Source organism: Bdellovibrio bacteriovorus (assembly GCF_001592735.1).
Classification (GTDB): Bacteria; Bdellovibrionota; Bdellovibrionia; order Bdellovibrionales; family Bdellovibrionaceae; genus Bdellovibrio; species Bdellovibrio bacteriovorus_D.
On the sequence record NZ_LUKE01000003.1, the window covers coordinates 384,378 to 397,910 of the forward strand.

Here is a 13,533-nt window from a genome sequence, read left to right on the forward strand (position 1 = left end):
AAACTGATTTTCCGAAGTAGAATACTATGGGAAAATTCTGGATCGTTCTTATCATCTTGGCAGTCTTCAAATCCGCTCTGGCAGGCCCCGCTACGCTCACCTATCAAGGCCGAATCATAGATACATCCGGCAGACCTCTGGAAAACTCAAATATTTCTTTTGAATTTGCCATCACAAATCCTTCGGGAACCTGCATATTATTTAAAGAACAGCTCAATGGTGTGGATTTAAGAAATTCCAACGGCGTCTTTGATACTCCCATCGGGGCCGGCACCAAAAGTTTTCCGCCAGACCCTAGCGTGAACCTGGTTGATGTTTTCAGTAACTCTGCAAGCCTTCAATGTGAAGGCGGCTCAACTTATAACCCGGTCGCCACCGATGGTCGCTTACTTCGTGTCCAGTTTTACGATGGAAAAGGCTGGAAACTTATTTCACCAGATAACATCATTCGCAGTGTCCCTTACGCAAATCAAGCTTCAAATAGTATGAAGCTGGGTAATAAGCTTGCTGAGGATTTTGTTTTAAAGACAAACATCCCCACGTGCGCTACGGGTTATTTATTAACCTCCACCACCGCCGGAGTTCTGACCTGCGCGGCGGATACCGGAGGCTCCAGTGGAAGTGTGAACTCTATTTCTGGTACGGGTCCCATCACTGTTGCCGAAACCGCGCCAAACTCGGGCATCTATCAAGTATCAGCGGCAATTGGAACAACGGCTTCCACTCTTGTCGCCGGGAACGATTCTCGCATCTTGAATTCCCTGCAGATCGGCGCCACCGCCGGTGGCGGTCTTGCTGGCACCTACCCCAATCCTTCAATTGCCGACAACGCCATCACGTCCTCAAAATTAGCGGCGAACTCAGTCACTTCCGACAAGATACTTAATGGCTCCATCTCGCTCGCCGATTTAGCGCCCGGCACAGATGAGGGCCAAGTCTTTCGCTATAACGGAACGACCTGGAGTTATGCAAAATTAAACTTTGCAGATTTAACAAATGCCACTGGAAACTCCCCATGGCCTTCTTCTTCCTGCGCTGCCAATCAGTTTATCACCTGGGTGTCGGTGAGTGATGGCTTTTCATGTACCTCTTTAAACTCATCGATGATTACTTCGGCTTTAGGATTTACTCCCTTAACAAACGCGCGAACTCTTACGGTGGGCGCGGGATTAAAGGCCGATGGCACATTGGGAGCAACAGTTGATCTTTCGGCAAATCGCACTTTAGCGATTGATGTCGGAACCGGAGCCAATCAGATTCCTCAGTTAGATGCTTTGGGGAAAATTCCAAATTCGGTTTTACCTAGTGATGCCACACTGTGGAGCTCCGATTCCGGAAATGTGTATCGATCTACGGGTAAAGTCGGAATCGGAACAACGACCCCCGCAAAAAATTTAGATATCCAAGGAAGCGGTGGAACCGGAGTGATTATTGGGGACTCTACTGGCGCGGCCGGCCTCTCCGTAAGTGGAGTGACATGGACCGGGGTCGGACTTGAACGCCAAGGCAAACGCCGCTGGCAAATATATTCGAACATAAATGATGCAAATGATGGTACCAATGTCGGGACAGATTTTATCATCGGACGATTTAGCGATTCAGGCGCCTGGATTTCAACCCCATTGATGATTCAACGCTCTTCCGGCAATGTGGGGATTGGCACTATCACCCCCTCGACCAAAGTTGAAGTCATCGCCGCCGACAACGCAACCGCTGTGCGCGCGCGAACCAGCGCCAATTTAAACAGTGAATCTGTTTTTTATAGCGTTCAAGATCGCGGAAGATTTGGCTATGATGGCGTTAGAAATTCCGTCGTCATCGATGATAAAAACTCCGCCGGCTCAACAACAACAAAACACATCACCATGGATACAGCTGGCAGTGAACGCCTGAGAATCACCAGCGCGGGAGAGGTCGGCATTGGTACCACAACTCCGTGGGGAAATTTTGAGGTGGTAGCGCCCGATGCCGTGGTGAGAGCTACCGGAAGCGGGGGAAAACCCAGCGCCATTGCGTCTGCCAGAGACTTTGGCGGTACTTCCATTGCTGCGGGTGACTTGTTAGGGGGTCTTTATTTTCAAGACAAAAATACGTCAGATACAGGTTTTTTAAATAATATCGCGACCATCTTAGGCTCTATTGATGCCACCGGTGGAACAACTCGTCACAAAGGACGAATTACTTTCAACACCAGTGACGGCACTAACGTCACGGAAAGACTGCGAATTGATTCTGGCGGCAATGTGGGGATCGGTACGACCTCCCCTACTTACAAACTTGATGTTAATGGTTCGGCGAACTTTGCAAGTTTGTATATTAATGGTGTTTTATTTAATGGAGCTTCCAACAGTAATGGAGTGAGCGCGGGCGGTGGGCAGGTTACATCTGTCACGCAAACCTCAACAGATGCAGCATCCGGTGCTCGATCTGCCATCGTCGTTCAAAATAATGGAACCGGTGGCGCCAATGAGTATAACTTCATCGCAAAAAATGCGGCGGGAACTACGACTTCTTATATACGTCAAGACGGGACCGCTTGGTTTGGTGGACCCATCACGACCACCGGGTCTTTAAACAGTGCGACTTTGTATACGCCATTTATTTATGGCGGAAATACCTCGTCCCAAAATCTTACTTTAGAATCTACTTCGCACGCCACCAAAGGATCTATAGTCCTGCAACCCAATGGCGGCAAGGTCGGTATTGGTACGACCACCACTCCGGACTACAACCTCACCGTCACCACCACGCAGTCGGCACCGCTTAATGGTTTGGCTTTAGGGTTTGCCGTGGATAGAAAACCTGCATCGGGTACTGCCGCTAACGGAATAAGTTCGGGGCTCGTCTTCAGAGCCGCAAATGACGCTGGAGCACTTAAAGGTTCGTCGGATATTCACGGTATTCTGACAAATGTCACCGACGGCAGTGAAACTGGGGATCTTGTCATACGCACAAGAAAAAGCGGGACCCTTAATGAGGTCTTAAGAATCACATCAGATGGAAATTTGGGCGTACATACCTCCACTCCCAAAGCAAAGCTTGATGTTTCCGGCGCAATGGCTATTCGAGGTCGTCTTACGTCAGGCACAACTGCGGTCAGCGATGAGGTTTTACCCACGCAAGGCGCGTACATCGGCTGGAATGAAAATAACGGAAGTGGACGAACAAATTTCATGAACCACCCAGGTGTTGGAGGCGGAGGATTTGAATGGAATATGTTTGATGGCACTGGCGCCTACACCGGCACGCCCATGATGATTAGCAACCTGGGTTTTGTCGGGATCGGCACCAGTACGCCGACAGAACAACTCACTGTATCCGCCACCACACCCCGTTTCCGATTAGAAGACAACAATAGCACCTACGATTCGAACTCATTTACGGGGACGATCAAGTGGACCGACTCTTCGAACAATATTGCTTACAGCTTGGGCGATAACGATACGGCTTCGAAAACGTTCTCAATCAGTAACAATTCTGGAACCTCCGCGATCACTCAAATAGCGATGAATAACTCACCGGTCCTGACCGTGCTTGATTCCGGAAATGTCGGGATCGGCACCACCAACCCGGGATATAGTTTGGATATCGTTAAGCCTGATACGGGAACGACCGTTAGAGTTATTAATTCTGATTCAACTACGGCGCACTATCCGGGATTTTCAGCTTACAACTATCAAGGGAGCTCAGGTGGCGGCTTTCCGTTTTTGGAATTCCAAAACTTAGGTGGAACAAGTGCGTCGCCCGCAGCTGTCGCCTCAGGCTCCACCGCCGGAGGCATAGGATTTAAAGCTCACAACGGCACCGCCGTTGTTGACACCGGCAGGATTTATTCGATTGTGGAGTCGGGATTTGGCAGTTCAAATAGAAGTAGCAGTTTGACGTTCTTAACTGCAGGAACGAGCTCCCTCACCGAAAAAATGCGAATCACGTCCGGTGGCAATGTCGGCATCGGCACAACCAGCCCCACCTCAAGACTTGAAGTTAAATCTAACTCGGACGCTAGTATTGCGGCGGCTGTCTTTAATGAAAACGCGACCGCCAATGCTGTGGCCGCAAGCTCTGTTTATTCAGATGGCGCAGGCTTTAGCATGGAAGCCTACAGCACCGCATCCACCGCAACCTATTCCGGAGGCAGCTCCTTAGCTGATGCCATCGTTTTAAGAACTCACACCTCACGACCTCCCGCAAGAATGATCGCCGGCACCAGCACAAACATTCCATTTCACCTCATGACTGCGAACACCAATCGGCTTACGATTGATGGAACCGGCAATGTAGGCATCGGCACCGCTTCTCCCGGATATGCTCTGCAAGTGAGCTCTGCAACCAATGGCGTGGGATCCATTGTTGATGTCGCCAAATTCACCCAGGCTGGTGGGGCTCCTTATGATGGTGCGCGAATTTTGTTGGGTGCTGGCGGCGTCAATGTTCAGTCGGCTATTTCGGGCGATGTCGTTTCGGTAGGAAACACCCGCCTTCAGTTTTGGACTTCCGGCTCTGGAACTTTAGCGGAACGAATGCGCATTGATACTTTAGGAAGAGTCGGCATCGGCACAACCAGCCCCACCTATACGCTAGATGTGGCGGGTGATGTGAATGCCTCTGGATGTTTGCGGTCTAGTGCGGGAACAGCCAGCGGAACTTGCGCCTCTGATGAGAGACTAAAAACAGATATTCAAAAATTTGATTTAGGTCTGGACGCGCTATTAGGTATCACCCCTCACCGCTTTAAATATAACGGCCTAGGAGGAATCACGCCGAGTGGAAAACCCGAGCTTGGCGTGCTGGCCCAGGAAGTTGAAAAAACGGCGCCCGAACTTATTGTCAGCAAGGAAGTGAAATTATATCCTGAAGACAGTCACAAGACTCAGATTAAACAGGTGAACTACACGGCGTTTACTTATGTGCTCATAAATTCAGTGAAGGAGCTTTACCACCGCTGGATGCAAGACAGCCAAGATATTCATCGCGAAATGGCTTCTTTAAAATCAGATAATGCCGAGCTTAAAAAAGAAAATAGCGAAATTAAGGCCTATCTTTGCGCCAAGGATCCAGGGGCGTCCTTCTGCCGCGGTTCCGTCGTGACGGGAAAAAACTGAACGGCTAGCTGATAAACATCATCTGGCGAAGTGGTCGCACCTTCTTCGATACACTCCTTAAGAAAATCATTAATTTTGATCTTCAGTCTTAAGGCGTTTTCTTTGGAACACGTAAAGGCCCCCGATACAATGTGGCGGCGCTCTAACGATCGTTCATCAACGGCATGATCCATCAGGTTTCGGGCATAATTCACCACGGACCGATGGTACTTGCGTACGGATTGTTTGGATGATTTTGATTGGAACTCAAAATACTTTTCAGAGGCCTTCAAAATTCCGCCAACCTCGATGACAAAACCTTTTTTATGCAAAATATCCAAGACGGATTGAATAAAAAAGCGGGGTAATTTTAAGCGCGAAGAAATAAAATCCAGAGACCCGTCATACCCATTAAGACGAGTCACTAAAAGGATCGCCATAGGTTCCCATCGCGAAATCACATCAAAGTCTTTTAACGATACTAAATTCCAACCGTGAACTCGCACCACCGAAGACTTAGCGCCGGGATTGTAGCCATGAATTTTAAAGGTATTTACGTAAATCTCAGAGCGACTTTCGTCGTCAATATCAAGAATCTCACAAAGATCTTCGACCATATCAAATGGAACAGGCCTAGTCCCTTTGAGGATATAAGACAAATACACATGACTGACGTTGAGCTTACGCGCCATCCACCGGACCGAAAGACGCGGAAAATCTTTCTTCTTTTTCTCGAGGGCTCTTTGAAAAATACCTGGGGGAAGTTCGATCGACATAAGCAAACCATACCAAAGATAGGCAGACGTGACCACGACAGCCACAGCTTACGAAAAAAAGTAAATGCGCCCCAGCACCCAATTCAGATTCTGGCTATCCAGAATGTTCTCAAAAAGATACCAAAACCCAATTATAAATATCTAATTCTATTGGTAGCTCTCCTTTTGAGCCTTAGGATGTGAGGCATGGCAACGGTCAAAGATGACTTTATTTTGGCAACCCGATTAAAAAAACTGTGTATTGAAAAAGGCATCTCTATCAAAGAGCTCAGTTTAGAGACCGAGGTCCCTTTAAAGACCATTTATGGCTGGATCGCGGGAAGTCATCCTCGCAATCTAAGAGACGTAAAAAAGGTGGCAGAAGCCCTTGGGGTCACCATTGAAAGCCTCTGTTTTGCTTCTCCGTCCAAGACAAAATCCCCTACGGCAAAAAAAGATTCCTTTCGCGATGAAGAGTGACGTTATTAAGTAAAAAATATCTTCCCGGATCGCTCTCTGGAATTCCCCTCGCCTTTTTGCTACAACGGACCGCTACGAGGCGAGAATGTTTAAAGTCTTACTTATTTTATCCGTATTTAGTTTCGTCCCTGGATTTGCGCTAGCCACAAAGCTAGCTGATACTTATCGCTTTGAGACCCAAAAAATTCTGCGTGACCTTGATAAGCTAGGAATAGATAAAATAGCGTGTATTTCAAAAGCGGAGAAGAAAAATTGCTTTCATCCTCTGGAACTTTTGAAGATCGCGGATCAGGTAAAGTGGGTGGAACTTGAATCTTTCCATAAAGCGGCTGGAACACCTCGCGGAGGCGCCTTTTACTCCCCTATCGAAAACACAATTTATTTGAATAAATCTGTGCCCCACATTCGACAATTCATTGGTTACGTCGGTCTGCATGAAATTTTAGGCTTGGTCGGGGCGACAGAAACAGATTTTGGAATCAGCCTAGCGGCCTACCGAGCGATTCGTCTTTTTGACCCCTCGTCCAAAAACCTTCAGCCCACTTGGCGATGGGACATTATAAAAACCGACCTGATGACGACTCCTGAAATTTCAACACTTTCTTATTCCGACCCCGAATATAATAAACTTCGCAGAAGCACTGAAGGGGGTGGCGTTTTCGTAGGTGGTGGTGGTGGCGACACCCGAAGCTTTCAGCTGCGTGTTGAAGTTTTTGAACATATGAGTAAATATGTACCCATTATGATTTTCGTCGATATGCACTTTGCCAATGTGAGTATTGAAGTCATAAACTCCAACAAAAAAGAGATTTACTATCACACGGTTGGTTCTTTACTCAATCGCATCTTTGTCCCTGAGTCATTATTAAATCTTCGATCCCTTCGAGATCCCCGCGTGAGTTTTGCGGTGGAGGACATCGCCTGGTTCCTAGCGAGCACATATCCCCAGTTTACAAACATTCCCTATAAAACAACAATGGACGGCCGTGTGGAACCCGTAAGCCTTCGCGGACTTCATCCTAAGGCGATAAAACAGATCTGGTGTGAAAAGAACAATTTCAGTTCTCCGATCCGGGCCTGCGATCTAGGTTACTGAAAATTTATCTTTAAGACTCTTTAAAACATCCTGCGCTGTTTTTTCGGCCTGCGGTTTCACGATAAAAATATCATCCACTTGCCGACCCCACGTATGCACGCGGGCCGCCCGGATGCTCACACCCAAATCACTTAGGGATTTCGCGGCTGACGCTAAAAGTCCCGACTGATCCACCGCCTTAAAGCTGTAAACCCATTCGTTTTCATCGGCACTCATCAGTTGGATGTCGTCAAACTTCACATCCGGGACGGATTTGGTTGGGAACGAACTGGCTGCAAGAATTTTTTCTAATTGCGCGGCATTTCGAGTCGTTGAAACTTGGAACCAGTCGTAAACGCCGACTTTCGGCAACGTGTGAATGGAGGCATGCTTAATACCTAAGCCCAATGAAAACAATTGCCCCACGTAATCACTTAAAAGTCCCTGACGGTCTTTTTTATGATGAAAGCGAATCCACACATCCCCTTTTTTAGGTGCATACACCCAAGGTTTTAACGAGTCTTCACTGGTTTCGGTTTTTTTTAAATCACTGACTAAATCTTCAATGCCGATGTTTTCTAATAACACCGGGCCCAGTTCTTCCATGACTTCGGCAGACATTTTTAGTTTTTTCTTTGCGAGCGTCTTTTCAAAATCAAAAAAGTTTTGGGCTTTTTTAGATTCTAAGCTGACTACCAGGTCTTTTAATAACTTGGCCTTCCATTCGTTCCACGCCTCAGGGTTGGTCGCGCGAATATCAATGGCCGTAAATAATGCCAGACGATAAAGCCTAGCGCCTTCAGCGCCCTTATTGCGCAAATCCTGCCACACCTTCGGGTCTTTGGCATTCTTTCGAAAAGCCGCTTGCGATAGCTCTAAATGGTTTTGCACCATCCACTGCACCTCAGTGATGAAAGCTTTGCTAAAACCATAACTTTGAAAATCTCTGGCGACGATTTCAACACCTAGATCGGAATGGTGCTCACTACTCTCAAGACCTTTTGCAAGATCATGATAAAGACAGGACCAAGAGAGAATCTTCCAATCTTCTTTAGAAAGTTTTTTGTGAAGTGGCTGTAAAGGTCCCAGCTCTTTGGGCTTTTTAAAAATGCGTTTTACTTCGCGACACGCCTGCATGATGTGCGAATCCGCCGTAAAGCGATGGTACTGGTCATGCTGAACATACCCTACTAAGCGTCCCATCTCAGGCACCAGTTTATCCATGAGGCGTGATCTAAAAAAGCTAATGATCGTGCTGTCATCGGCCTTCACATCTAAGGCTTTTTCTAAGATGAGGCCTCTTTTTTTGGCTAAGATTTTTGCTTTGCTGTCCGGGATGAAAGTGTCGATATTTTCGCGGACTTTCTTTTGCATTAAAACGCTTGAATCATTATGTAACGCAAGCGAAAGATCCTCGAGCTTTTTAAATCTTTTGTTTTCAATCGCGCGCAGTTCTTTTTCAGAACTTTCTGCGACTTCAACAATCCAGTCTGAATAAAAATGCACGCGCGAAAGACCGCGTTGCAGACTGCGCATAAAGTCTTTATGTGATTTAAAACCCATCCACTGGCCGATATCAAACTGCACGGCTCCCGTGAGAATGTCACCATAGCCTTCAAGCTGCAGTTTATGGCGCAGGTTTAAGAAGTAATGACGATAGTAATTTAAAACATTTAAAGCATGACCTGGATGCATGAATTTTTCCGCAAACAGTTCATAAATCTGTAAGCCCTGTTCCAGATCACGCAACCCCCCGGGACCGTACTTAATGTTTGGTTCCAGATAATTGGTGATCGAATCATAACGGCCCGCACGGGATTTGCGCTCGTCTTTAACGGCTTTTAGCAAAATCTGGCGATAGTGTTTTTTACGACTCCAGATCTTTTTTTGCTGTTCATACAGCTTGCGGGCGGAATCCGGTGTTGTGGGACGCGCTTTTAAGAGCGCTAAAATATCAAAGGCTTGAACATTTTCTGTCCAGTCATCTGGATTTTGTGGCATGCGATAGCGCAGCTTAAGGCCTGCTTCATGCAGTTCATCACTGCAAGCCTTAACATCAGCCTCACTGCCACAGAATAAAATATCGATATCTGATTTGGGGCTTAACTCTCCCCTCGCCCAAGAGCCCAAGATGATCGGCTGGGCCTTTTCCCAATGGGGTGAGGCTTTCACGCGGTCTTCTAAGCGCTGACCTAACCAGTTCGAAAAATTTTCGCTTGAAAAACTAAACACCTGACGAACATTTCCATCAGGTGTCATTAAAGGAGGGGTTAAGAGGTCTTGAGCTTGCTGCCACTGTTCAGAAGAAAGAAACGACTTCTGAGCCATGTCTTTAAGCTTCTGTCGTTTGACGAGAATGTTGGCTGACCAATTCTTTCCACTTCGCGATTTGATTCATGGCCTCTAAAGGACTCATTTGCATTAGTGGGTATTTTTCCAGCTCAACCATCAAATTTTTAATTTCTGCTGGCACTTCCGTGACTGTTTCCACAATCGGTGCTTGATAAGAAGGCTCTTCTTCCAGAGAATCTAAAAGCGACAACTGACTTGAAGCCTTGACCCGTTTTGCTTCAATATCCCGGAGCAGGCTTTTAGCTCTTTTAGTCACGCTCACCGGTAAGCCCGCTAATTCTGCCACCTGAACGCCGTAAGATTTTAAAGCAGGGCCTTTAACTAATGTATGAAGAAAACGGATCTCGCCATTTCTTTCCGCCACAGTCATGTGGGCATTGGTGATTTGACCAAAACTTTGATCAAGGCTTGTCAGCTCATGATAGTGAGTCGCAAAGAACGTCAATGCTTTCACTTCACTTAAGAGATGCTCTAAAATACTTTGCGCTAAGCACATGCCATCAAAAGTACTTGTACCGCGCCCGACCTCATCCAAAATCACTAAAGAATTCGCCGTCGCATTTTTTAACATCGCTGACGTTTCAGTCATTTCAACCATGAACGTAGAAAGCCCTTCGGAAAGCTGATCGCTCGCCCCTATGCGCGTAAAGATCGCATCAAACACGGGCAAAATCGCTTCATCCGCCGGCACGAAAGATCCGGTTTGCGCTAAGATAGAAATCAAAGCCACCTGACGCATCAATGTCGATTTACCGGCCATATTCGGGCCCGTTAATAACAAACACGAATGCGCCCGCAGATCCATGTCGTTAGCGACAAAGTTCTTTTTCACCGTCTGTTCAACCACCGGATGACGACCGGCTTTGATGGTCAGACTGTTGTCTTGAGAAAATTTCGGACGAACGTATTTTTCTTCTAAACTTAACCAAGCCAGCGCTGAAACCACGTCCATCTCACTGCATTCGCGAGCCAGCATCAATAATGCCGGGCACGTAGCTAAGATTTCTTTTCTTAAGGCTTCAAAGAATTCAAACTCCAAATCGGCGCGTTTGGTATTGGCACTTAGAACTTTACGTTCAAGCTCGACCAATTCATCTGTGCAGTAACGTTCGGCATTCGTTAAAGTTTGCTTACGCTGATAACGATCTGGGACTTTGTCTTTATGAGTGTTCGTAATTTCGATGTAATAACCAAAGACGTTATTATAACGAATCTTCAGACTCGAAATACCGGTCTTTTCTTTTTCTTCCGCTTCCATTCGCGCCACCAAGGCCTGCGAGTGCGTCGAAAGCTCAATCAGCTCGTCAAGTTCAGAAGAAACCCCAGAGCGGATTAAATAGCCTTGTTTGGTTGCAAGCGGTGGATCTTCCACCAAGGTGCGCTCAATCTTGTAAGCCAACTCACGAAGGTTTGTGAAGTTCGCCGTGCCACCCGAAGCTGAAACTAAAACTTCGAGCGCACTAAGCCCTGCATGCACACTGCCCGCCAGTGCCAAAAGATCACGCCCATTGCATTGAGGTTGAGAGATTTTGCCTAAGCGACGTTCGATATCACCCATTTGTCCTAAGATTTGGCGCGCGCGTTTTAACTCTAAAACATGCTGACGCCAAAACTCGACCGAGCTTAAACGTTCTTCAATGGCTTTCACATCACGCAACGGAAAACTCAGCCACTGCCGAAGCAAACGGCTGCCAGCTGAAGTCTGAGTGCGATTCACCGCATGAAAAAGACTTCCTGGACCTTCCCCTTTGTAAGTCGAAAAAACTTCTAAGTGGCGAAGAACAGTTCCTGAAATTTCTAAACGATGCTCAAGATCTTTTTCGATAAACGGAGAAAGTGTGGCTAACGCCTCATCCCCGGAAAGGGCCCGCACATAAGAAATCAAACGCGCACTTGATAACGGAGCTGCATTTTTTAGCAACTCATTGGCGACCGATTCCGTTTCTTCATGAAAGCTGATCAGCGTGCCTTGCAGATCTTTCACCAAAGACTCATCAGCTTTAGCTAAAACCACTTCCGCAACGGGAAGGATTTGGATAAAGCGCAAAAGATCTTGGGTGTTTTTAGATCTAAAGAAAAAGGCTTCCCCTGTCGTGGTGTCTAAGAAGCTGATCGATTCTGAATCAAGGCTCACTAAATAGTGCGGCTTTGTTCCGTCCAAGGTGTCAGAGTCATAGACCATACCTGGCGTCAAAACGCGCGTCACCCCGCGCTTTACAATACCTTTGGCCATTTTAGGATCTTCGAGCTGATCACAGATCGCGACTTTAAAACCGGCTGCTAAAAGCTTATTAATGGGACCTGAGATCGAATGATGAGGCATCCCGCACATCGGCGTTTCATCTTGTGATTTTTTATTTCGTTGGGTCAGCGCGATTCCAAGTATGGGTGCTGCCGTCACCGCATCGTCATAGAACATTTCAAAGAAATCCCCCATGCGAAAAAGAAGGATTTTATCTTGGTGAACGGACTTGATGTCCCAGTACTGTTTCATGAGCGGAGTAAGATTCGACATAGGCGAAAAAGTTATTCGACCGACCCCACTCTTTCACTCAAAAACGCATTGCATTATGAAGATCATTTCACGCTAATTTTGTGGAGCTCCGGTTGTCACCCATTTCTCTACAATCGCACGGTAACTGGATGACATTAAGCCTGCTCGAGGCATGGGACTGCCGGAGTCATTAATCCGAGTTAAAATTTTACTCGCCGCCCCTTTAGCCGCATTGTAATTGCTTAAATCTAAGCCACCTTGAGCACTGCTGCCTTGATGACAACTAAAGCACTGAGTTCTAAACACATTCAAAGTGCCGGTTGTGGCAGTTAATTGAGCAAAACTGACGGTGGCTGGAGTCGTGTCCGCTCCGCCAGCCGTGTCCGTGCTGCATGGTTCGGAGGGGTCTGCTTTTTCGATGGCCGCAAATTGCAAAGCAAACTTATCGGTGTTTTTAATGGGTGACATCACTAACAGCTGAGCATTCCCCGTGGCGGCTAAGTTGATCGCCGTGCCGGGACAGATCACCGCATTGATATTGCGATAAACAGTGGCCGAGTCCATCAAAGAATCATTCATCACAAAGAACATTCCACGAACACGGTATCTTGCACTGCCCGAAGTCACACCGAATTTGGGATTGCGAACAGCATACCCGACCTCAGACCCCGAAACTTTCGCCACTTGAACTTCGACGGAAATATTTAAAGGAAATTTTTCGCCGTTACCAGGAATATCTGAATTCAAATTCCAACTTAAACTTGTCCATGTCGACGAGTTATTTTTAGTCGCAATAATATTTGTGCTTGTTTTATTGGTGGTCACAATCGAGGTATCAACACCCGATCCACCTTGACATTCTAACCACGAATTTTGAGCAGCTTCCCATTCTTTTTTAAGACTGCTAATAGCGCCATTGTGATGGGACCCCGTTGCAGGAGGATTGTGCGATCCCACGGCATTGTTTGAAATCGCCATATAGCCTTTGTCTTTAAAGATTTGAAAGGCGGAAGCGACATTATCCGAGGCAAATCCCGGAGCTTCATGTTGACCGTTATGACAGCCAGCACAGTTTTGTTTTAAGAAACTATAATAACCCGTTTGGAATTTTGCAAAAAGCACGTCTTCACATTGATCACCGGTGAGCTGCACCACTGAGCTTAGAGCTCTTGAAGAAGCCACTCCGGTTTCAAGACCTTGCATCGCCATCCCACAATTTTGAAAGGATACAAGCAGGATCAAAGATCCCGCGGTCGCTGTTATAATTTTAAAATGACGTGCAGTTAGAGTCATATT

The 13,533-nt window shown here is 46.8% G+C and carries 7 protein-coding genes; 3 read left to right on the forward strand and 4 right to left on the reverse strand.

Going from position 1 to position 13,533, the window contains the following annotated elements; all coding sequences use genetic code 11:
• Positions 1–26 precede the first annotated feature (26 nt).
• Positions 27–5,102 carry a tail fiber domain-containing protein gene (locus tag AZI86_RS14300; RefSeq protein WP_061835913.1) on the forward strand — a complete coding sequence of 1,692 codons (5,076 nt, stop codon included), beginning with the start codon at positions 27–29 and terminating at the stop codon, positions 5,100–5,102.
• Here the strand turns inward: AZI86_RS14300 and AZI86_RS14305 are convergent.
• Positions 5,036–5,857 carry a TIGR02147 family protein gene (locus tag AZI86_RS14305; RefSeq protein ID WP_216635918.1) on the reverse strand — a complete coding sequence of 274 codons (822 nt, stop codon included), beginning with the start codon at positions 5,855–5,857 and terminating at the stop codon, positions 5,036–5,038. The two genes, AZI86_RS14300 and AZI86_RS14305, sit on opposite strands and share 67 nt — an antisense overlap.
• A 186-nt stretch (positions 5,858–6,043) precedes the next feature.
• Here AZI86_RS14305 and AZI86_RS14315 point away from each other — a divergent pair, with 186 nt between their 5' ends.
• Positions 6,044–6,316 (forward strand): helix-turn-helix domain-containing protein, encoded by a 273-nt coding sequence (locus AZI86_RS14315; RefSeq protein ID WP_061835919.1) that lies wholly within the window; start codon positions 6,044–6,046, stop codon positions 6,314–6,316.
• 85 nt (positions 6,317–6,401) lie between these two features.
• Entirely contained in the window at positions 6,402–7,412 is a 1,011-nt protein-coding gene (locus AZI86_RS14320; RefSeq protein WP_061835921.1) for a hypothetical protein, read from the forward strand.
• Here the strand turns inward: AZI86_RS14320 and AZI86_RS14325 are convergent.
• The 3 genes from AZI86_RS14325 to AZI86_RS14335 all read right to left on the reverse strand — a co-directional run bounded on the left by AZI86_RS14325 (position 7,401) and on the right by AZI86_RS14335 (position 13,530).
• Positions 7,401–9,719, reverse strand: a complete 2,319-nt coding sequence (locus tag AZI86_RS14325; protein WP_061835923.1) for an HD domain-containing protein — start codon at positions 9,717–9,719, stop codon at positions 7,401–7,403. The genes AZI86_RS14320 and AZI86_RS14325 overlap by 12 nt on opposite strands.
• A gap of 4 nt (positions 9,720–9,723) precedes the next feature.
• The gene (mutS, locus tag AZI86_RS14330) at positions 9,724–12,237 is read right to left on the reverse strand and encodes a DNA mismatch repair protein MutS (protein WP_253715961.1); all 2,514 of its coding nucleotides are present in this window, start codon (positions 12,235–12,237) and stop codon (positions 9,724–9,726) included.
• 93 nt (positions 12,238–12,330) lie between these two features.
• The gene (locus tag AZI86_RS14335; protein WP_061835927.1) at positions 12,331–13,530 is read right to left on the reverse strand and encodes a hypothetical protein; all 1,200 of its coding nucleotides are present in this window, start codon (positions 13,528–13,530) and stop codon (positions 12,331–12,333) included.
• Positions 13,531–13,533: the final 3 nt, after the last annotated feature.